Origin of the sequence: Brevundimonas sp. MF30-B, from assembly GCF_004683885.1 — a bacterium.
Lineage (GTDB): Bacteria > Pseudomonadota > Alphaproteobacteria > Caulobacterales > Caulobacteraceae > Brevundimonas.
The window spans coordinates 420,258-441,732 of the sequence record NZ_CP038440.1 but is presented as its reverse complement, the minus strand read 5'-3'; the positions used below and the strand labels follow the sequence as shown (position 1 = coordinate 441,732).

General features: G+C 69.9%; 17 protein-coding genes and 1 riboswitch. Of the genes, 11 read left to right on the top strand and 6 right to left on the bottom strand.

The features are described from left to right. Positions 1-2: 2 nt before the first annotated feature. The 9 genes from E4M01_RS02195 (at position 3) to E4M01_RS02155 (ending at position 9,415) form a co-directional block, all read left to right on the top strand. Complete coding sequence (locus E4M01_RS02195; RefSeq protein WP_135062552.1) at positions 3-2,894, top strand: TonB-dependent receptor domain-containing protein; 2,892 nt, start codon at positions 3-5, stop codon at positions 2,892-2,894. A 111-nt stretch (positions 2,895-3,005) separates the two neighbouring features. Beyond that, positions 3,006-3,722 (top strand): CoA transferase subunit A, encoded by a 717-nt coding sequence (locus E4M01_RS02190; RefSeq protein WP_135062554.1) that lies wholly within the window; start codon positions 3,006-3,008, stop codon positions 3,720-3,722. Then, positions 3,719-4,366, top strand: a complete 648-nt coding sequence (locus E4M01_RS02185; RefSeq protein WP_135062556.1) for a 3-oxoacid CoA-transferase subunit B — start codon at positions 3,719-3,721, stop codon at positions 4,364-4,366. The genes E4M01_RS02190 and E4M01_RS02185 overlap by 4 nt, the downstream gene beginning before the upstream one ends. Further along, a complete protein-coding gene (pcaF, locus tag E4M01_RS02180) occupies positions 4,363-5,562 on the top strand; it encodes a 3-oxoadipyl-CoA thiolase (protein WP_135062558.1) in 1,200 nt (399 codons plus the stop codon). The genes E4M01_RS02185 and pcaF overlap by 4 nt, the downstream gene beginning before the upstream one ends. Beyond that, a complete protein-coding gene (pcaH, locus tag E4M01_RS02175) occupies positions 5,559-6,263 on the top strand; it encodes a protocatechuate 3,4-dioxygenase subunit beta (protein WP_245161285.1) in 705 nt (234 codons plus the stop codon). Before pcaF ends, pcaH begins: the two co-directional genes overlap by 4 nt. Then, positions 6,263-6,898: a protocatechuate 3,4-dioxygenase subunit alpha gene (gene pcaG, locus E4M01_RS02170; protein WP_135062560.1), complete on the top strand. Its 636-nt coding sequence runs from the start codon at positions 6,263-6,265 to the stop codon at positions 6,896-6,898. Before pcaH ends, pcaG begins: the two co-directional genes overlap by 1 nt. Positions 6,899-6,921: 23 nt before the next feature. Beyond that, positions 6,922-8,250 (top strand): 3-carboxy-cis,cis-muconate cycloisomerase, encoded by a 1,329-nt coding sequence (gene pcaB / locus E4M01_RS02165; RefSeq protein WP_135062562.1) that lies wholly within the window; start codon positions 6,922-6,924, stop codon positions 8,248-8,250. After that, entirely contained in the window at positions 8,247-9,029 is a 783-nt protein-coding gene (gene pcaD / locus E4M01_RS02160) for a 3-oxoadipate enol-lactonase (RefSeq protein ID WP_135062564.1), read from the top strand. The genes pcaB and pcaD overlap by 4 nt, the downstream gene beginning before the upstream one ends. 2 nt (positions 9,030-9,031) lie before the next feature. Beyond that, the gene (locus tag E4M01_RS02155) at positions 9,032-9,415 is read left to right on the top strand and encodes a carboxymuconolactone decarboxylase family protein (protein WP_135062566.1); all 384 of its coding nucleotides are present in this window, start codon (positions 9,032-9,034) and stop codon (positions 9,413-9,415) included. 333 nt (positions 9,416-9,748) lie between these two features. On the opposite strand, the gene E4M01_RS14230 is transcribed toward E4M01_RS02155, so the two are convergent. Further along, a complete protein-coding gene (locus tag E4M01_RS14230; RefSeq protein WP_167792135.1) occupies positions 9,749-9,970 on the bottom strand; it encodes a hypothetical protein in 222 nt (73 codons plus the stop codon). Between E4M01_RS14230 and E4M01_RS02150 the strand changes: the two genes are divergently transcribed. After that, on the top strand, positions 9,969-10,181 hold the full coding sequence (locus E4M01_RS02150) for a hypothetical protein (RefSeq protein ID WP_135062568.1): 213 nt from the start codon (positions 9,969-9,971) through the stop codon (positions 10,179-10,181). The genes E4M01_RS14230 and E4M01_RS02150 overlap by 2 nt on opposite strands. 6 nt (positions 10,182-10,187) lie before the next feature. Here E4M01_RS02150 and trpS read toward each other — a convergent pair whose 3' ends face one another. The 4 genes from trpS to mutS form a co-directional block, all read right to left on the bottom strand. After that, positions 10,188-11,222 (bottom strand): tryptophan--tRNA ligase, encoded by a 1,035-nt coding sequence (gene trpS / locus E4M01_RS02145; protein ID WP_135062570.1) that lies wholly within the window; start codon positions 11,220-11,222, stop codon positions 10,188-10,190. Positions 11,223-11,352: 130 nt separating this feature from the next. Next, entirely contained in the window at positions 11,353-12,948 is a 1,596-nt protein-coding gene (murJ, locus tag E4M01_RS02140) for a murein biosynthesis integral membrane protein MurJ (RefSeq protein ID WP_135062572.1), read from the bottom strand. A gap of 32 nt (positions 12,949-12,980) precedes the next feature. Next, on the bottom strand, positions 12,981-15,617 hold the full coding sequence (glnD, locus tag E4M01_RS02135) for a [protein-PII] uridylyltransferase (RefSeq protein ID WP_135062574.1): 2,637 nt from the start codon (positions 15,615-15,617) through the stop codon (positions 12,981-12,983). Further along, positions 15,614-18,304: a DNA mismatch repair protein MutS gene (gene mutS, locus E4M01_RS02130; RefSeq protein WP_135062576.1), complete on the bottom strand. Its 2,691-nt coding sequence runs from the start codon at positions 18,302-18,304 to the stop codon at positions 15,614-15,616. The genes glnD and mutS overlap by 4 nt, the downstream gene beginning before the upstream one ends. A gap of 99 nt (positions 18,305-18,403) precedes the next feature. Further along, positions 18,404-18,551: riboswitch (cobalamin riboswitch) on the top strand. 172 nt (positions 18,552-18,723) lie between these two features. Between mutS and E4M01_RS02125 the strand changes: the two genes are divergently transcribed. Then, on the top strand, positions 18,724-20,541 hold the full coding sequence (locus E4M01_RS02125) for a TonB-dependent siderophore receptor (RefSeq protein ID WP_135062578.1): 1,818 nt from the start codon (positions 18,724-18,726) through the stop codon (positions 20,539-20,541). Here E4M01_RS02125 and E4M01_RS02120 read toward each other — a convergent pair. Then, positions 20,525-21,430, bottom strand: a complete 906-nt coding sequence (locus E4M01_RS02120; protein ID WP_245158197.1) for an aldo/keto reductase — start codon at positions 21,428-21,430, stop codon at positions 20,525-20,527. The two genes, E4M01_RS02125 and E4M01_RS02120, sit on opposite strands and share 17 nt — an antisense overlap. Between the last annotated feature and the right edge of the window lie 45 nt (positions 21,431-21,475).

The following is a 21,475-nucleotide window of genomic DNA, read 5'->3' as shown; positions in this document are numbered from 1 at the left end:
CCATGGCCTTCAAGGTCACTCGAGCGACTCTACTGGGGACGGCCGCGGCGTCGGCCCTGGTTCTCTCCGCCGTCGAGGCTCAGGCCGCGATTCAAGTCGTGGTCGCGGAGCCGGCGGCCCAGGCGGAGCCGTCGACCGCACAGGTCAGCGACATCGTGGTGACCGGAACTCGAGTTGCACGCGCCGGTTTCGACGCGCCCACTCCCACGACCGTCCTGGGCGCCGAGGCCCTTGAACAACGGGCCCTGCCGAATGTGGGTGACTTCCTGAACGAAGTGCCCGCTTTCCGGCCTAGCCAGACGCCGCAGACAAATCCCCAGAACCTGCTGGGCGGCGGACAGAGCTTCGCGGACCTTCGCGGTCTGGGCAGCATCCGCACCCTCACCCTGGTCAACGGCCGACGCTATGTGCCGTCCTCGGCGACCGGTCAGGTGGACCTCAACCTGATTCCGACCGTCATGGTGGACCGGATCGAGGCGGTGACCGGCGGCGCATCGGCCGCCTGGGGCTCCGACGCCGTGGCCGGCGTCGTGAACATCATCCTCAATTCCACCCTGCGCGGGGCCAAGGGCGACGTGTCCTATGGCGTGACCCAGGAGGGCGACAACGAAACAGTGCGCGTGGGCCTGGCGCTCGGCGACGAGTTCCACGAAGGGCGGGGCCACTTCGTGGTGGGCGCTGAATATTACAACGGCAGCGGCATCAGCAGCTACAATGACCGCGAGTGGGGCCGCCGCTGGGAGGAACTGGTGTCCTTCTCCGGTCCGCGCGGCGACAACCCTTCGCGCCTTTACGCCAGCGGAGTGACGCAGAACAACCAGACCTATGGCGGCGTCATCATCGGGCCTAACGCAAATCCGGGCGGTCCGCTGCGCGGAATCCAGTTCGGACCAGGCGGAACCGTTCTGCCGTTCGATTATGGAAACGCCATCGGCGTCAACGCGATCGATTTCACCGGGGACGGCATTTATTCGCGCGGTCAGCACACCCTGCTTCCGGAAATCTTCCGGGAGGCCGCGACGGGGCACTTCAAGTACGATCTGACGTCGTCAATCCAGGCTTTCGCGGAGCTCAGCTACGCCAGCGCCGGAGCGCGGTTCCGCACGCCCCAGTCGAGGGATTCGAGCCTGACGGCCATCGTCATACGGCGCGACAACCCCTTCCTTCCGGCTTCCGTCGCTTCAATCATGGACGCCAATGGAATCACCTCCTTCCCGATCGGCCGCGCCAATGACGATTTCGGGCCGACCGACGCTGAGAATTTCAGCACCACCACCCGTTTCGCAGCCGGGCTGAGCGGAGACCTCGGCGGGGGTTGGGCCTGGGACGCCTACTACCAGTTCGGCCGCAACATCGCCGACTCCACGATTGAGAACCTCCGGATCGCCCAGAACTTCGCCTATGCGGTCGACGCCGTGAGCGATCCGATCACCGGCGATCCGATCTGCCGCGACGCGGTGGCGCGCGCGGCGGGCTGCGTTCCGATCAATCTGATCGGCCAAGGGTCTCCGTCTGCGGCTGCGATCGACTACACCCACGGCACCCAGATCTACCGCGTCGAGCTCGAACAGAGCGTGTTCGCCGCCAACATCACCGGCGAGCCGTTCAGCACCTGGGCGGGGCCGGTCTCGGTTGCGGCAGGCGGTGAGTACCGCAAGGAGGAAACCACCGCTACATCCGACGACCTGGCCGCAAACGGCCGGTTCACCTTCAGCAATCCTCGACCTTTCGCAGGGGACCTTTCGGTCAAGGAAGTCTACGCGGAAACCGTGGTCCCGCTGGCCGCAGACGCTCCGTTCGCCAAGACCTTGGACCTGAATGCGGCCGTTCGTTACACCGATTACAGCACGAGCGGCGGCGTCACGACCTGGAAGGTCGGTGCGACCTGGGAGCCTTTTGACGATCTGCGCCTGCGGGGGACGCGTTCACGCGACATCCGTGCGCCCAACGCCAGTGAACTGTTCTCCACCACTTCGAGCGTCACGACGATCCGCAATCCGTTCACCGGGGTGACAGAGCAGACCACCGTCATCTTCAGCCCGAGCCCGACGCTTCAGCCGGAAGAGGCCGACACCCTCACCGTCGGGGCGGTGATCAGCCCCTCAGCGGTTCCCGGCCTGCGCTTCTCTGTCGACTACTATGACATCGACATCGCAGGGGCGATCTCGTCCTTCACCCCGCAGACGGTCGCCGACAACTGCTTTGGCGAGATCGCCGGCGGGGCGCCCGGCTTCTTCTGCGGCTTCGTGGATCGCTCGGGAACGGGCGGCTCGACGGCGGTTCGGTCGGTGAGCGTGCAACTGCTCAATGTGGCCTCTCTGAAGGCGCGGGGTGTTGACTTCGAAGTCAGCTATCGTCTGCCGCTGTTCGCCGGCCACCTGACGTCGCGTCTCTTCGGGACTTACACCGAGGACCTGATCTTCGACGACGGCACGGGCGCGACGCCGGTCTTCAACGCCCAAGGGGTGATCCAGAGCCTGGGCGGCGTGATCAACCGCGCTGGACAGGTGGGCGGCTTCACCTCGGGGCAGAACAACGGAGCCACCAATGCGCCGGAATGGGTCCTGAACGGGTCGCTCAACTACGCGACGGACCGCTTCTCCGCCACCCTCCAGGGGCGTTATGTCGGGGGCGGAAGCATCGACAACGGACTGGTGGGGCCCGACAGCCCCTTCTATGATCCGCGCTCGCCGATCTCGATCGCGGACAACCGGGTCGACAGCCGGTTCTATGTCAATCTGTCGGGGTCGTACCGTCTCAGCGAGACGGCGGAAGTCTACGGCTCGGTGAACAACGTCACCAATACCGAGCCTCCCTTCCCCTCGACTGCGGTGGCGGGCCTCTACGACCGGATCGGGCGATCCTACTCGCTCGGCCTGCGGGTCAAATACTGATGGCGGGCGGTCAGCTGTGAGCTCAGTTTCTTCAACGTCGGCGAGTGCCTTCAGGCTCGCCGACGGCGGGCGCTGCGTCACGGCCGACGCTCCCGTTACGGGGCCCAGGGCATGAGCGGCAAGCTGTTCGGCTCTCCGGCGGAGGCCCTGGACGGACTTCTGTTCGACGGCATGACCCTGATGTCGGGAGGGTTCGGCCTGTCCGGCAATCCGGAGAGCCTCATCCCGGCGATCCGTGACTCAGGTGTCTCCGGCCTGACAGTCGTCTCCAACAACTGCGGCGCCGACGGGTTCGGACTGTGGATGCTTCTGAACAACGGCCAGATCCGCAAGATGATCTCCTCCTATGTCGGAGAGAACCGGCTGTTCGAACAGCTTTATCTGTCTGGTGACCTGGAGCTGGAGCTGACGCCCCAGGGCACGCTGGCGGAGCGGATCCGCGCCGGAGGCGCGGGCATCCCGGCCTTCTACACCCCCACGGGCGTCGGCACCGTGGTCGCCGAAGGCAAGCCGGTCGAGGCCTTCGAGGGGCGCGACTATGTGCGCGAGACCTGGCTGAGGGCCGATTTGGCGGTGATCAAGGCCTGGAAAGCCGATCCGGAAGGCAATCTGGTGTTCCGCAAGACCGCGCGGAACTTCAACCCGGTGATGGCCACCGCCGGCCGCGTCACCGTGGCCGAGGTCGAGGAGTTCGTGGCGCCCGGCGCCTTGGATCCGGAGGTCATCCACACGCCCGGCATCTATGTCGACCGGGTGGTGCTCTCCACCGTCAACGAGAAGCGCATCGAGAAGCTTACCGAGCGGCCTCGGATGGAGACCGTTCCTTGAGTTGGAGCCGCGAGCAGATGGCGGCGCGCGCCGCGCGCGAGCTGCAGGACGGCTTCTATGTGAACCTGGGCATCGGCATTCCGACCCTGGTCGCCAACCATATTCCGGCCGGTCTGCATGTCACCCTGCAGTCGGAGAACGGCATGCTGGGCATGGGGCCTTTCCCCTATGAGGGCGAGGCCGATCCCGACCTCATCAACGCTGGCAAGCAGACCATCACCCAGCTGCCGACTTCGAGCTTCTTCGACAGCGCGCAGAGCTTCGCCATGATCCGCGGCGGCCATGTCGACCTCACGATCCTGGGCGCCATGGAGGTCGCGCAGAACGGGGACATCGCCAACTGGACCATCCCCGGCAAGATGATGAAGGGCATGGGCGGGGCCATGGACCTGGTGGCGGGCGTCCGTCGCGTGGTCGTGGTCATGGATCACGCCAACAAACATGGCCAGTCCAAGGTGCTGCGCCGCTGCGCGCTGCCGCTCACCGGAGCGGGCGTGGTCGACCGGATCATCACCGACCTGGCCGTGATGGACGTGCTGCCGGACGACGCCGGCCTCCGCCTGGTCGAACTGGCGGACGGGGTCGCGCCCGACGAGGTGGCCGCCCGGACGGAGGCGGCCCTGTCCCTGGGAGAGTTCGCATGACCGAGGCCTTCGTCTGCGACGCGGTGCGGACGCCGATCGGGCGCTGGGGCGGCGGGCTGGCCCCGGTTCGCGCAGACGATCTTGCGGCCGTGCCGGTGCGGGCGCTGCTTGAGCGCAACGACGTCGATCCCGAGGCGATCGAGGAGATCTATCTGGGCTGCGCCAACCAGGCGGGCGAGGACAATCGCAATCTGGCGCGCATGGCGGGCCTGCTCGCCGGACTGCCGGTCAGCGTCCCGGGCGTCACGGTCAACCGCCTGTGCGCCTCCGGGGCGGACGCCGTCGCGGCGGCGGCTCGCGCCATCCGCGCCGGAGAAATGGACCTCGCCCTGGCCGGCGGCGCGGAATCCATGACGCGCGCGCCGTTCGTGATGGCCAAGGCGGAGACCGCCTTCCAGCGTTCCGCCAGGATTGAGGACACCAGCATCGGCTGGCGCTTTGTGAACCCGAGGATGGAGGCCCTGCACGGCGTCGCCTCCATGCCGGAGACCGCCGAGACGGTCGCGCAGCGTTGGGGCGTCAGCCGCGAGGATCAGGATCGCTTCGCCTTCGAAAGCCAGCGCAAGGCCGCGGCCGCCCAGGCCTCGGGCTATTTCGGCCGGGAGATCGTGGCGGTCGAGGTCGAACGGCCCCGGGAGGCGACCGGTCGGATGGATCGCGACGAGCATCCGCGGGAGACGACGCTGGACAGGCTGGCCGCGCTCAAGCCCGCTGTCAGGCCGGACGGAACGGTCACTGCGGGCAATGCGTCGGGCGTAAACGACGGGGCGGCGGCGATGTTCATCGCCTCGGAAGCCGGTGCGAAACAGCAGGGCCTGGAGCCGCGCGCGCGCCTTCTCGGCTTCGCCTCGGCGGGCGTCGAACCGGACGTCATGGGCATTGGGCCGGTGCAGGCGTCCCGGCGACTTCTGGAGCGCCTGGGACTGTCGTTGGACGACATGGACCTCATCGAGCTGAACGAGGCCTTCGCCAGCCAGGTCGTGGCCTGCCTGCGTGAACTCGGCGTCCGTCCCGACGACGAACGGGTCAATCCTCGCGGCGGCGCCATCGCGCTGGGCCACCCGCTCGGCATGTCCGGCGCCCGCCTGGTCCAGACGGCCGTCCACGGTCTCGAGCAGGGCGGCGGGCGACGCGCGCTCGTCAGCCTGTGCGTCGGGGTGGGGCAGGGCGTCGCCCTTGTCGTGGAGCGGGTATGATGGTCGAGCGCGAACCCTATTCACCCGAAGACGCAGGCCATCCGCCGTCCCTGCACCGGCCCTATGGGTCGACCCTGAAGCGGTCTCCGGGTCAGCCTCTCGTCCGCATCCCCCAGACCCTGACGGAAACGACCGGCCCTTCGAACTGGGCGGCGCTTGCGGGGCCTTCGATGACGGACCTCACGCGGCGGGGGTCGGCCGAGGCGATCGGCCAGCGCATAATCGTGTCGGGACGGGTCCTGGACGACCGGGGTCGGCCCGTGGCCGGCACGGCGGTCGAGCTCTGGCAGGCGAACGCCGCCGGCCGCTACATGCACCACAAGGACCGCTGGGATGCGCCGCTGGATCCCAACTTCACGGGGTCCGGCCTCGCCGTGACGGACGACCAGGGCCGCTATCGCTTCGTGACGATCAGGCCCGGGGCCTATCCCTGGGGCAATCACTCCAACGCCTGGCGGCCGGAGCACATTCATTTCTCGGTGTTCGGTCCGGCCTTTGCGGCCCGTCTCGTCACCCAGATGTATTTTCCCGGAGATCCCCTGATCGCCCTGGATCCCATCGCCAACGCCAGCCCGCCGGAAGCGCTTGAACGCCTGATCAGCCGGTTCGATCTGGAGACGACGGAGGAGGCCCACGCCCTGGGCTATGTGTTCGACATCGTCTTAAGAGGCCGTCAGGCCACGCCGATGGAGACCGACTGATGGACCGCATCGGACAGACGCCGTGGCAGACCGTCGGACCCTTCTTCCACTATGCCCTGCCATGGCGAGGCGGCGCCGACCTGGTCGGAACCGGGTCGGACCTCGGCGCCCGCCCGGATCTCATTCCGGCCGGCCACGACCGGCTTGCGCGCCATAGCCGGGCCGCGCCGGTCACCGGCGATGCCCTCGAGATTGTCGGAGTGGTGACCGACCTGGACGGAGCCCCGGTCGGCGACGCCCTGATCGAGATCTGGCAGGCGGACGCCGCCGGTGTCTATGCGAGCCCGGACGATCCGCGTTTTATCGCAGGCGGCGCCTTTTCCGGGTTCGGCCGCGCGGCCACGGACGAAGACGGCGGCTATCGCTTCCGTACTCTCCGACCTGGCGGCGTTCCCGGTCCGGACGGCAGGCCGCAGGCCCCCCACCTCGCCGTCGGCGTGTTCGGCCGGGGCTTGCTCAAGCGGCTGGTCACCCGGATCTATTTCGCCCACGATCCTGCAAACGCGGAAGACGCCATACTGGCCCTTGTCCCCGAGGGGAGGCGGCGCACCCTGCTGGCGCGGCCCGAAGGCCAGACCTGGCGCTTCGACATTCGCCTGTCCGGACCGGACGAGACCGTCTTCTTCGACCTTTGACCGCGAGGCGGCAGGCTCACGTCATGACCAGTGTTCTCACCGCTTCGCTCTTCTCGACGCCGTCGATGGACGTCGCCTTCGGCGACGACGCCCGGCTTCAGGCCATGCTGGACGCCGAAGCCGCCCTCGCCCGGGCCCAGGCCGGCGTGGGGCTCATTCCAGCCGGCGCAGCCCCGGCCATCGAGCGGGCTTGCCAGGCCGAGCTCTACGACCTGGCGGCGCTGGGGCGCGCCGTGGCCAGGGCGGCCAATCCGGCGATCCCGCTCGTGACGGCGCTCATGGAGCACGTCGCCCGGATCGATCCGGACAGCGCCGCCTGGGTTCACCACGGGGCGACGAGCCAGGACATCATTGACACCGGCCTGGTGCTCCAGGTCCGCAGGGCGTGGACAAGCCTGGCCGCCGACCTGGACCGCGTCGACGCCGCCCTGGTGAAACAGGTTCAGGATCGGGGCCATCATGTTCTCGCGGGACGCACCCTGCTGCAGCACGCCCTCCCGACCACATTCGGACTGAAGGCCGCGGGATGGCTGGACAGCGCCCGCCGCGCCCGCCGCGCCGTTCAGGCGGCGATCGAGGATTTGCCGCCCCAACTGGGCGGGGCGGCCGGAACCCTGGCCTCGATGGGCGGGCGGGGTCCGGCCGTGCTGGACGGCTTCGCCGCCGAACTGGGCCTGACCGCCTCGCCGTCATGGCACGCGCGACGCGAGCGTATCGCGCTGCTGGGCTCGGTCCTGGCGATCCTGGTGGGAGTGCTGGCCAAGGCCGCGCTCGACATCAGCCTCATGATGGCGACCGAGACGTCCGAGGCCTTCGAGGTTCCGGCGGACGGCGGCGGCGGTTCCTCCGCCATGCCCCACAAGCGCAACCCCGTCGCCGTCACGGCGGTCCTGGCGGCGTCGCGACGCGCGCCCGGACTGGCCGCCACCCTGATGATGAGCCTGCCCCAGGCGCACGAGCGTGATGTCGGGGGATGGCACGCGGAGTGGGAGGTCGTGCCTGACCTCTTCAGACTTGCGGGCGGGGCCGCGGCCCGCATGGCCGATGTCTTCGAGGGACTTCGGATCGATGCCGACCGGATGGCGGCCAATCTTGAGATGACGCGGGGGCTACTATTCTCCGAGGCGGCCGCCGTGGCCCTCACCGGCGCGCTCGGCCGGGCCCAGGCGCATGCCCGGGTGAAGGCCGCCGCTGCACGGGTGGTCGACGAGGGGATCACACTGCGCCAGGCGCTGGAGGCCAACCCTGGGGCTGCGGCGGCTCTGGCCGGACGCTGGGACGAGGTCTTCGACCTCGGTCGGACGGTCGTCTCCGCCTCCGAGCTCGAGCGTCGACTGGTCGGCGAGCCATGAACCATCTCCTGACCGATGACGGCGTGCGCATCGCCTGGGACGTCACTGGGGTGACCTCCGGCCCGCCTCTTCTGCTGTCCAACTCCCTGGGCACGCGACGATCGATGTGGGACGCCAACCTCGCCGCCTTCCAGCAGGTGTTCCGTGTCATCCGCTACGACAGTCGCGGGCACGGCGACTCCGATGCGCCCGGGGGCGAATACGACATGGCGCGCCTCGGCGCCGACGCCGTGGCGGTGCTCGACGCGGCGGGCGTCGACCGCGCTCACCTCGTCGGGGTCTCCATGGGGGGAATGGTGGGCCAGTGGCTGGGCCTGCACGCGTCCGATCGCGTGGATCGTCTCGTCCTGGCCAATACCGCCGCCTGGATGGGGCCGCCCGAAAGCTGGAACGCCCGCATCGGCACGGTGCGGAGCCTGGGCATGGCAGGCGTTGCTGACGCGGTCATGGAGCGCTGGTTCACGCCGGAGTTTCGAGACGGAGGTCGTTCGTCGGTGGAGCGGCGGCGCGCCGAACTGCTTGCCCTCGACCCCGCGGGCTACATCGGCTGCTGCGCCGCCATTCGCGACATGGACAACCGACCCGACCTGCATCGCCTGGCCAGGCCGGTGATGGTCGTCGGCGGGACGCGGGATCCCGCCACCCCGCCGGAGAAGGCCGAGGAGCTGGCCGCTCTCATCCCTGGCGCGCGGCTGGCGAGCCTGCCGGCGGCCCATCTGTCGAACATCGAGCAGCCGCCCGCCTTCAATAATCTCGTGCTCGATTTTCTGGAGGCCTGACAATGGATGAATCCGAACGGTTGGCGCTGGGGTTCGAAACGCGACGATCGGTGCTCGGCGATGCCCATGTCGACCGGGCCATCGCCTCGACCACCGAGCTCACGGCGGACTTCCAGGACCTCATCACCCGTTATGCCTGGGGCACGGTCTGGAGCCGCCCCGGCATCGATCACCAGACGCGGCGGCTCATGGTCCTGTCCATGATGATCGCGCTCAACAGAAGCGAGGAGTTCCGGCTGCATGTCGGAGCCGCGCTGGACCACGGCGTCCCGCCCGAGACGATCAGCGAAACCATCTTCCAGGCGGCCATCTACTGCGGCGTCCCAGCCGCCAACGCCGCCTATCATGACTTCTCCGACATCCTGAAGCGCCGCCGGGCGAGCTAGAGCGGGCTAGGGCCGGCAGCGCCTTCCGGCTGGACGTGCGTCAGCGGGTCATCGTCAAGGCGCCGGTGTCGAGACACCTCGGCTCAGGCGCGGCGCGGGGGCAGGCCCTGGCGGCACACGACAGCTCTCAGCTGGGCGACGCCCTGGCCGATGTCATCGACCAGCCCGAACTCGCCCGACCCGTGCCGGCGCCGGTCCAGCCGTTCGTCGACCTCCAGCGCTGCTTCCAGTCCGTGGGCCTGGTGCGGGATCGTCGCGGCCCAGCCAGCGCCTTTACATCAGTGGCCGGACGCCCTTCCGTCATGAGGTTTGCATCGACTTCGCGGGATGCGTCTAGGCCCCGGCGCCCAAGGCCCATGCCCCCAACAGACCCCAGTCGCTCAGCTTGGCCCAGGCGAAGACCAGGAAGGGCAGGGCCACGAAGCCCAGAATCACCAGGATCAGGATCGCGCTCCAGCCGTGGCGGTTCAGGGGGGGATCGGTGTCGGGGTCGGTCATGTCGCAGGAACGCATCCGACGCCCGGCGGGTTCGATCCCCTCAAGGAGACCGATCATGCGAATCTACGAAGTCACCGTGGGCGCCGAGGATGGCGCCAAACGCGTTCTGAAGGTGCCGTCCAAGACAGACGTTCAGGCCGGCGACGCCGCCGTGCCGCTGATGCACCCTGGCGAGTCGATCCTGGCGGTGCGCGAGACCGACGACCCCTGGCAGGACGTCGATGGCCTGCCGGCCGGGACGCAGACGCATCGCGACCAGATCACCTAGGTTCGATCAGGGGCGCCAGAAGCCCACGATGCGCTTGACCTCGTCGACCACCGGATCGGCGATCTCAGCGGCGCGACGCGCCCCGTCGGCCAGAACGCGGTCGATCTCGGCCGGATCGTCCATCAGACGGCGCATCTCGGCTGTGACGGGCGCGAGTTCGGACACCGCCAGCTCCGCCAGGCGCGGCTTGAACGCGCCAAAGCCCTGGCCGGCGTACTCCGCGATCACAGCCTCGCGCGTTGTCCCGGCGAGAGCGGCGTAGATGGCGACCAGGTTTTTGGCCTCGGCGCGGTCGGCCAGGCCGTCCAGCGTCTCGGGCAGGGGCTCGGCGTCGGTGCGGGCCTTCTTGACCTTGACGGCGATGGCGTCGGCGTCGTCGGTCAGGTTGATGCGGCTCTGATCCGACGGATCGGACTTGGACATCTTGGCCGAGCCGTCGCGCAGACTCATGACCCGCGTCGCCGGCCCCTGGATCAGGGGTTCGGGCAGAGGGAAGAAACCGGGGGCTGAGAAGTCGGTGTTGAATTTGGCCGCGATGTCGCGGGTCAATTCCAAATGCTGCTTCTGGTCCTCGCCGACCGGCACCTGCGTGGCCTTGTAAAGCAGGATGTCGGCCGCCTGGAGCACAGGGTAGGTGTAGAGGCCGACCGAGGAGCGTTCCTTGTGCTTGCCGGACTTCTCCTTGAACTGGGTCATGCGGTCCAGCCAGCCCAGGCGGGCGACGCAGTTGAAGACCCAGGCCAGCTCGGCGTGGGCGCGGACGGCGGACTGCGGAAAGATGGTCGACTTGGCCGGGTCCAGTCCAGAGGCCAGGTAGGCGGCGGCGATCTCGCGCGTTTGGGCGGCCAGCTTGGCCGGATCCTGCCAGACAGTGATGGCGTGCATGTCGGCCACGAACAGGAAGCAGGGCGCGCCCTCGTCCTGCAGCGCCGTGAAGCGCTTCAGCGCGCCGAGATAGTTGCCCAGGTGCAGGGCGCCGGAGGCCTGGATGCCGCTCAGGATGCGGCGCGGGCCGGTGTAGTCAGCCGAGGTGTCAGTCATGATGCGGGTCTCGAAGCGAAGGGGCGGACAGGGGCGATCGGGGCGATCGGGGCGGAGCTAGCCGCGCCATCGCCGGTCGAGGGAGAGGCCCGAGGCTGTCATGCCTCGCGCTTATCGCCACATCGGGTCGTCAGTCCAGCCCTTGCACGGCCTTGGCGCCCGGTTCGCGACGCAGCACGCCCCTGAGTTCCGCCAAGGTGACGGCGCGAAGACCCAGCAGGGCCGCGCCGTAGACCGCCGCCCCGACGCCGCACACGATCAGCACGGCGATCTCCTTGGTCAGCAACAGGCGCGACAGGAGCGGATAGTTGAGGCTGGCCAGGAACAGCACCAGCCCCATTAGGACGCTGGCGCCGACGACGCGGACGAACCGCGACAGAAAGGCGGGCGAGGGCCGCCAGACATGCTCGCGCGCCAGGGTTCCGGCCAGCAGGGCGACGTTCAGCCAGGCCGCCGTGCTGGTCGCGATGGCCAGGCCCAGAACGCCGTCCACGCCGATACGCGACAGGCCGAAAAACAGGCTAGCGCCCAGAACCACCGTCGCGATCACCGAGGCCACGGCGTAGATCATGGGCCGCCGCGTATCCTGGCGCGCGAAGAAGGGCGGGGTCAGCACCTTGACCAGAACGAACGCCGGCACGCCCCAGGCGAACTGACGCAGCACGTCGGCCGTCCGGGCGGCATCCTGGCTGGTGAAGGCGGCGCGCGTCACCGTGGCGTCTATGATGAAGAAGGGGATGACGAAAAGGGCTGCCGCCGCCGGCAGGGCGAAGGCGAGCGCCAGGGTCATGCCGTCGTCCATCGTGCGCCGCCCACCTTCGTGGTCGCCGGAAACAAAGGCCCGTGTCAGGCGCGGCACTAGAGCCAAGCCGAGCGCCACCCCGACCAGGCCCAGCGGCAGCTGGTACAGGCGGTCGGCGTTGTACAGCACCGAGCGTGCGCCTTCGTTCGACCCGGCCAGGAACTGGCTGACCAGCGAGTTGATCTGAAAGGCGCCGCCCGCCAGCACGCCGGGCACGGCCAGGGCCAGGGTCTTCTTCACACCCGGCGTCAGACGCGGCCAGGACAGACGGACGGTCACGCCCAGCCGCCGCACGCCCCACCACAGCAGGCTCATCTGAACCAGACCCGAGACCGTGACCGCCACACTGGTCCACAGCAGGATGGTGGGCTGGCTCATCGGGATCAGGCTGGGCGCCAGGAGCGGGACCAGGGTGCACAGGTTCAGGAACACCGGCACGCCCGCCGACAGGGCGAAACGGCCGCTGGTGTTCAGCACGCCGGACAGCAAAGACGCGATGGTCATGCAGGCGAGATAGGGCATGGTCAGCTGGGCGGCGGTGACCGCTGCGCTCATCACGCCCACGTCGTCGCGCCACGCCGACAGCAGCCAGGGCATGATCCAGGGCATGGCGACCTGCAACACGATGCAGAAGCCGGCCACGACGGCGAAGATGAAGCTGAGCGCCTCGGACGCCGTGACGGCGGCGGCCTCTTCGCCCTCGCGTTCGCGCACGCCGCCGTAGATGGGCACGAAGGCCTGGGCGAAGGCGCCCTCGGCGAACAGCCGCCGGAACATGTTGGGCAGCATCAGCGCCGTGGTGAAGGCGTCCATCATCGGCCCTTGGCCAAAACGGGCGGCCAGGAACAGGTCGCGGGCGAAGCCCAGCACGCGGCTGCCCAGCGTCAGGGTCGATTGCACCAGGGTGTTGCGGGCGAGGCTCAAGGGCGCGATCCGGGGCGGCGGAGCCTCAGCGATTAGCGCGCTTTGCGACGCCGCGATACGGGCTGGGGCGACGGCAGGCGACCGATCTCTGACACGTCGCGGGCGCTAGCGCGGACCGGCGCGGGGCGGCGTCCCGGCGCGATCGGAAGCGAGCGGTCCAGCACCGCCTCCAGCGCCATTTTCAGGGCGGCCGGACTTTCGGGCTCCCGGTCCAAATAGAAGCTGTCCACCGCTCGCTCGCCGAAGGTCGCGACGTGGGCCGAGCGGATCGACAGGTCGTGGTCGGCCAAGGTCCGGCCCAGGTCGGCTAGAAGGCCTGGCCGGTCGGCGCCCGAAACCTCCAGGATGACCGGCCCCTGATCGCTGGCGCGGCCGATCATGACCACCGGCCGCACGTCGAAGACCGCGCGCCGCGCGCTGACCGGCTCGGGGCCGGGCGGCGTCGGGCGCGAACGCCCCAGGGCGGCGCGTTCCAGCGCCAGGGTCAGCCGTTTCAGCCGTCGGGCGTCGGGCTCGCCGTGCAGGTCGAAGACGTCCAGGGCCATGCCGTCGGGCGAGGTGGCAAGGCGGGCCCCGGCCACGTCGGCGCCCAGGGCGGCCAGGGCGGCGGCCAGGTCGGCGAACAGACCTTGGCGGTCGCGCGCGGCGACGGCGACGCGCAGCCCGCCGCCCTCTTCGTCCATGAAGGCCTCGGCCGCCGCGCCGGCTTGTCTAGCGCGTTCGACCAGTTCGGGGTGCCGGGCCAGGGGGTCGGCGCGGCCGATGTCCTCGCCGTGGAACAGGGCCTCCGTGCGCCCATAGAGGTCGCGCATCAGCTGGCCCTTCCAGCTGTTCCACACGCCCGGTCCCACCGCGCGGATGTCGGCGACGGTCAGCACCACCAGGGTGCGCAACCGCTCCAGATCACCGACGACGGCGGCGAAGGCGCGCACTGTCTCGGGATCGGACACATCCCGCTTCTGGGCGTAGTCCGACAGGGTCAGATGATGGCGCACCAGCCAGACCACCAGCTCGATCCGGCGCGGTTCGACGCCCAGCCGCTCGCAGGCGCGACGCGCGGCGATGGCCCCGTCCTCCAACTGCCCCCGGTCGCCGCCCTTGCCCACGTCGTGCAGCAGCATGGCCAGCATCAGGGCCTCGAAGTCGGCGATGCGGTGCACGATGTCGCTGGACAGCGGATGATCGTCCCTCAGCTTTCCGCGCGCGATGTCGTTGATGACGCCCACGGCCTGCAGCGTGTGCTCGTCCACCGTATAGGCGTGGTACATGTTGAATTGGGTCTGGCCGACGATCCGTCCCCATTCCGGCAGGAAGCGGCCCAGCAACCCGGTCTCGTTCATGATGGTCAGGGCGCGATAGGGCCGCTGTCCGTGAGCCAGCACGGTCAGGAAGGCCTGAGCCGCCTCGGGATCGCGACGCAAGGCAGGCGTCACCAGCGGCAGGGCGCGCGTGACCGCCGAAAAGGCGTCCGGATGGAGGTCCAGATCCAGCCGGTCGGCTTCGGCGAACAGCTTGAGCAGCAGGGGCGGATCGGTCTCGAAAACGCCAGGCCCGGCGATCGACAGGCGGCCGCCCTCAATGACCAGGCCCTTGACGGGCAGGCGCTTGCGCCGCCGGGGCAACAGGCGCGACAGGCCCATGGCCTTCTTCTGCTGGCGCGCCTCCAGCTGGGCGCTGACCGCGCGCGTCAGGGCGCCCACGTCGCGGGCCACGATGAAATAGCGGCGCATGAACCGCTCGACCGCCAGCTCGTCGCCGCGCCCGCGCCAGCCCATGCGGCGTGCGATCTCGGGCTGCAGATCGAAGGTCAGTCTTTCCTCGGCGCGCCCGGCGACCAGGTGGATATTGGCCCGCACGCGCCACAGAAAGTCGAAGGCCTCCTCGAACAGCCGCCGCTCGCGCGCCGTCAGAAGACCCTCGAGCGCCCGGGCGCCCAGATGGCTGTCGGGGGCCAGTCCGCGCGCGATCCAGAACAGGGTGTTGAGGTCGCGCAGGCCGCCCTTGCCGTCCTTCACATTCGGCTCGACGCGATAGCGGAAGGCGCCGGCCTTCTGGTGCCGGGTCTCGCGCTCCTCCAGCTTGGCGGCGATGAAGGGGCGGGGATCGATCTGGGCCGCCTCGCGTCGAAACCGGGCCAGGAAGCCCTCCGCTAGGCGCTCGTCGCCGGCCAGGAAGCGGGCCTCCAGCAGCGCGGTGCGCACGGTCATGTCGCGCCAGGCCAGGGTCAGGGCCTCGTCGATCGAGCGCGTGGAGGCGCCGATCTTCAGGTTCAGATCCCACAGGACGTACTGGACGAACTCGACGATCTGTTCGCTGCGCGGCGTGGTCTTCCACGGACGCAGGAACATCAGGTCCAGGTCCGAGAACGGCGCCAGCACGCCGCGCCCATAGCCGCCGACGGCCAGCACGCACAGCCGCTCGGCCTCGGTGGGATTGGGGGCCGGATACAGCACCTCGGTCGCCAGCCGCCACAGGCTGGTCATCAGGACGTCGGCGGCGGCGCAATACTGCCGGGCCACTTCGACGCCCGCCTGACCGCCCGCCAGCTTCTGAGCCGCCCGCTCGCGCGCCTGATCGTAACGTTCGCCCAGCACCGCCGCGACCGCCGCGCGTGGATCGGCCGCCCCGGCCGCCGCGATCAGCAGGTCGTCGGGCGAGGGAGCGGTCACCGGCCCGCCAGGCCCTTCAGGCGGTAGAGTTCCTCCAGCGCCTCGCGCGGGCTGAGGGCGTCTGGGTCGAGCGCATCGAGCGCGCGCTCCACGGCCGAGGGTTCAGGCGGGGGCGCGGCGGTATCGGCGACGGCGAACAGGGGCAGGTCGTCCAGACGCGCGACGGCGGCCTTCTGGCCCTCCAGTCGATCCAGCACCGCCTTGGCCCGCGCTACGACCGGTCCGGGCACGCCCGCCAGCCGGGCCACCTGGACGCCATACGACCGGTCCGCTGCGCCGGGCGCCGCCTCGTGCAGGAATACGAGATCGCCGTTCCACTCGCGCGCCTTCATCGACAGATTACAGACGTAGGCCAGCTGATCCTCCAGCCGCGCCAGCTCGTGATAGTGGGTCGCGAACAGGGTGCGGGCGCGGTTGGTCTCGTGCAGAGCCTCGGCCACGGCCCAGGCGATGGCCAGGCCGTCATAGGTGGCGGTGCCGCGCCCGATCTCGTCCAGCACAACGAAGCTGCGCTCGGTCGCCTGGCTCAGGATGGCCGAGGTCTCGACCATTTCGGTCATGAAGGTCGAGCGTCCGCGCGCCAGGTCGTCGCCGGCGCCGACGCGGCTGAACAGCCGGTCCACGACGCCCAGCCGCATGGCGCGCGCCGGCACGAAGGCGCCGGCCTGGGCCAGGATGACCAGGAGCGCGTTCTGGCGCAGGAAGGTCGACTTGCCGGCCATGTTCGGCCCGGTGACAATGGCCAGCCGGGCGTGGGCTGCGCCTGCGCCGTCCAGCCGCCCGTCATTGGGCGTGTAGGGCAGGCCTTGCGCCTTCACCGCCGCCTCGACCACCGGATGGCGGCCGGCCTCGACCTCGAAGCCCAGGGTCTCGTCCACCGTCGGGCGCACGGCCGAGACCTCCTCGGCCCATTCGGCCAGGGCGGCGTGGGCGTCCAGTTCGGCCAGGGCGTCGGCCAGGGCCTGGAGCGGCGCGGCCAGGGTCTGGACCTCGGCGCGCCAACCTTCGAAGGTCTCGGTCTCGATGGCCAGGGCGCGCACCCCGGCCTGGCTGATCTTCGCGTCCAGCTCGGACAGTTCGACCGTTGTGAAGCGGACCTGGTTGGCCAAGGTCTGGCGGTGGATGAAGCGGCTGTCCGGGCCGGCGCGCAGCAGGCCATCGGCGTGTTTGGCGGTGGTTTCCAGGAAATAGCCCAGCACGGCGTTGTGCCGGACCTTGAAGGGCACGCCCGCCTCGGCGGCGGCGCGGGCCTCGAGGTCCGCGACGACGCGGCGGCTGTCGTCGCGAAGGCGCCGGGTCTCGTCCAGTTCGGGGCGGTGCTCGGGCTGAACGAAGCCGCCGTCGCGCGCCAGATGCGGCGGTTCCTCGACCAGACCGTCGTTCAGCGCGGCCAGCAGCCGGGACGTCTCGGTCGTGGGTGAGAGATTTGCCAGACAGTCTGCGATGCGCGCCGGCGGCCCCGACAGCGGATCAGGCCGCGCCATCAGCCGCCCGACCAGCCCCTCGGCGGTCTTGAGCCCGGCGCGCACGGCGGCCAGGTCGCGCGGACCGCCCCGGCCCAGCGCCAGACGCGACACCGCCCGCGCGACGTCGGACGAGCCGCGCAGCGCCTCGCGCAGGTCGCGCCGCAGGTCGCGGCGCTCGACGAACCATTCCACGGCGTCCAGCCGGGCGTTGATCGCGGCGGGGTCGCGCAGGGGCCGCGCGATGCGCTCGCCCAGCGATCGTGCGCCGCCGGCCGTGACGGTGCGGTCCAGGCAGGCCAGCAGACTGCCCTCGCGCTCGCCGCGTTGAGTGCGGTCGATCTCCAGGCTCTGGCGGGTGGCCGGATCGATGGCCAGGAACCCCGCCTCAACCGAGCGGCGAGGCGGTGCCAGGGCGGGCGTGCGGCCGGCCTGGGTCGTCTCCAGATAGGCGGCGACCAGACCCAGCGCCGAAACCTCGGCTTCTTCGAAGGCGCCGAAACCGTCCAGCGCCGCGACGCCGTATAGGCGTTCGACCCGCGCCCGGCTGGCGACCGGTTCGCCCAGCGCCTGGGGCATGGCCTGGACCACGCCGCCCGAGCCGTCGAGCGCCGCCTTCAGCGCGGCGTCAGAGAACAGGCGGTCGGGCACCAGCACTTCGGACGGGCGGAAGGCGGCCAGGGTCGCACCCAGGTCTTCGGGATCGCAGGCCACGCAGTCCACGACGCCGGCCGACAGTTCGACAACGGCGACGGCGGCCCGGCCCTTCCTCACGGACACGGCTGCCAGGCGATTGGCGCCGCGCGCGTCCAGCAGGCTGTCCTCTGTCAGGGTGCCGGGGGTGACGACCCGCACCACCTCGCGCTTGACCACGGACTTGGAGCCGCGCTTCCTGGCCTCGGCGGGATCCTCGACCTGGTCGCACAGGGCGACGCGGAAGCCCTGGCGGATCAGCCGCGCCATATAGCCCTCGGCGGCGTGCGCGGGCACGCCGGCCATAGGGATCTCCTCGCCCAGATGCTTGCCGCGCTTGGTCAGGGCCAGGCCCAGGGCGGCCGCTGCCTTCTCCGCGTCCTCGAAGAACAGTTCGTAGAAGTCGCCCATGCGGAAGAACAGCAGGGCGTCGGCATGGTCGGCCTTGGCCGCCAGGAATTGCGCCATGACCGGGGTCACGCCGGGCTCGGGCTTCGGATAAGGCTTTGGCGGGGAAAGTGGAGCGTTCATGCGTGGCCGGAAGGTGACGGATCAGGGCCGTCGCCTCAAGCGCCGTGTGACGCGACTTGCGGCCACGCTTTGGGCCTGCGAGAAGCCCGGCAGGCGGTTAAGGGAACGCGGTCAGACACCGCGGCTGTGCCCGCAACTGTAGGCGGTGAGACCGTCGTCCGATCCGGGAGCGATCCCGGCGCCACTGGATCCCTTGGGGTCTGGGAAGGCGAGGCCGGCGCTTTTTGACCCGCAAGCCAGGAGACCTGGCCGCCGATGTCGCTCGTCGCTGTCCGGGACCAGGCAGAGGCGCGGGGACTGAATTCCGTCGAAGCGACCCGATCTCTGCGCCGTCCGGACCTGCAAGGCCCGGCGGATCGGTCGCATTCGCCAGCCCGTTCGCGCGCGCCGTCGCCGGGCCGATCACGGAGTCATGAGCCATGAGACGCTCGATCCTGCTTTCCACGGCGGCCGCCTGCGCCGTCGCCTTCCCTGCATTCGCCCAGGAGGTCGATCCCACGACGCTGCAGGAGGTGGTCGTCACCGCCACGCGCCTGCCGGCGATCGCCCTGGACACGCCCGGGGCACGGGTCATCGACGACCGCGCCATCGAACAGCGAGGCGCGGTGTTCGCCGCCGACATCCTGGCCGACGTGCCGGGCCTGTCGGTGACGCGCTCGGGCGCCTTCGGCGGCGTCGCCCAGGTCCGCATGCGCGGCGCGGCGCCCGGGAAGACCCTGGTCCTCGTCGACGGCGCGCCCGTCAACGACCCGGCCGAGATCAACGGCGCCTTCGACTTCTCCGGCTTCGAACTGGGAGACATCGAACGCATCGAAGTCCTCAGCGGACCCCAGTCCTCGCTGTGGGGCTCGGACGCCATCGGCGGGGTGATCGCCTTCACCGCCCGCGAGCTGGACGGCCTGCGCGCTGAAGCGGAGGCGGGCAGCTTCGACACCCGGCGCGGCCGCCTGGCCGGCGGCGTGGCCAACGACCGGTACGCCATCGGCGCTTACGTTTCACGCTTCGAGACCGACGGCATTTCGGCGGCGGACGAACGCGACGGCAATCCCGAACGCGACGGGTTCAGGAACACCACTGTAGGCGTAAAGGGCCGCTACGCCGTGGCGCCGAACGCCCAGATCGACGGCTCGCTGCGCTGGTCGGACAGCCACGCCGACCTCGACGGCTTCCCCGCCCCCACCTACGCCCTGGCCGACACCGACGACACGCAGGACAGCGAGCAGTGGTCGGGCCTGGCCCGCCTGCGCCTGGCCGCCGGAGGTCTGAACCATCAGTTCAGCGTCGCGGCTTCGGACATCGAACGCACCAGCTACAGCGGCGGCTTCGGCTCGACCTTCAGCGCCGACCGGCAGGTCTATCGCTGGCAGGCCGACGGCGAATCGGGCGCCGTCGCCTATGCCTTCGGCGCCGAGCGCGAGGAGACGTCGGGCGCCCTGTCGAGCGGCCTCTCGGATGATCTGGGCATCACCTCCCTGTTCGCGGTGGGGCGGTTCGCCGCCACGGAGCGCCTGGATTTGACCGGCGCCCTGCGCTGGGACGACACCGAAGACTTCGGCTCAAAGACTACCGGTCGCATCTCGGCCGCCTATGATCTGGACTACGGCTTCACCCTGTCGGGCGCCTATGGGACGGGTTTCAAAGCGCCGTCGATCAGCCAGTCGGTGTGCGACTTCTGCTTTGCGCCGCTGCCGTGGCCGGACCTGACCCCAGAGACCGCCGACAGCGTCGAGGCGGCGCTCGGTTATCGCACCTCGGACGGCCGGCTGCAGGCGCGGGCGACGCTCTATCGCCTGAACGTGCAGGACCAGATCACTTATGTCGCCGGCCGCTACATCAACATCGCCAAGACGCGGACCGATGGGGTGGAGCTGGAAGGCAGGGCTCTGCTGGGCGGCGGTTTCGACCTGACCCTTGCCTATGCCTGGACCGACGCCGAGGACCGGACCACGGGCGCGCGCCTGCTGCGCGTGCCCAAGCATTCGGGCTCGGCGATCTTGGGCTGGAGCGGGGAACGTCTTTCGGGCGCCCTGACGGTGCGGGCCGAGGGTGATCAGAACGACGCCGGCGGGGTGCGCGATCGCTTCGTCGTCGCCCATCTGAACGGCGCCTATGCGCTGACGCCCAATGTCGATCTGACGGCGCGTATCGAGAACCTGACGGACAAGCACTATCAGCAGGTGCTCGGCTACGGTGAGCCGGGCCGGTCGGGCTACGTCGGGATCAGGCTGCGCTATTGATCCGATAGCGGATGTCGGCGGCCTGCCCCAGCGAGCGGGCCGCCGGCGTCTCCAGCGCCAGCGCCGACCAGTCGATGGCCGGCGCGGGCGCGTGGGCCGCTGCGAGCACGGCGCGCAGCTCGGCCGCCGAGGCGACGCTGGCCACCACGGCCGAGGCCTCGGGCAGGTTCAGGGCGAAGGCGAGAGCCGCCTGCATAGGGTCCAGGCGCGATTCCGCCAGGCGACGCCGGACGCGCGACAAGGCCAGGGCGTGTCCGGCCAGTTCGGGCGGCAGGCTTTCGCCAGCGGCGAACAGGACGCCCTGGGCGAAGACATGGGCGATGTGGATTTCGGCCCCGGCGGCCTTCAGCTCGGCCAGAACGCCTTCGGTGGCGGCGCGCTGATCCAGCAGGTTGCACGGAATCTGGACCAGGTCCGGCTCCAGCCGACGCGCCAGCAGGGCGGGGCCGTCGTCCAGGGTCGCGCAGAAGCCGATTTTGCGGAACAGGCCGCGGTCCTTGAGGCTTTTCAACCGGTCCCAAAGGGCGCGGCCTTCGGCGCCGGCCAGATCGGCGGCGTTGGACACCAGCAGCGCCTCGCCGCGCGGCAGGCCCATGCGCTCCAGCGAGCGGCGCGCGCGGGCTTCGATCCGATCCAGGCCGTCGGCCAAGGCCACGGTCCGCACAGTGACGCGGAAGGGCGAGGGGAAGGGCCAGGCCTGACCCAGCAGACGCTCGACATCGCCTTCGGGGCGAGTCGCAACCACGCCGACGCCGGCGTCGGCCGCGGTCTGCAGCAGATGGCGCATGGCGTCTTCGCGCGCGCCGACGGGCGCCGTCATGAAGGCGTCAGGCGCGCGTTCGGGCTCGGTCACCGCAGCGATGGCCAGCCGGTCCGCCGGAGAGGGCAAGGCGTCGAATCTCACACACCGACGGTGCGCCCCGAATGCTTAAGG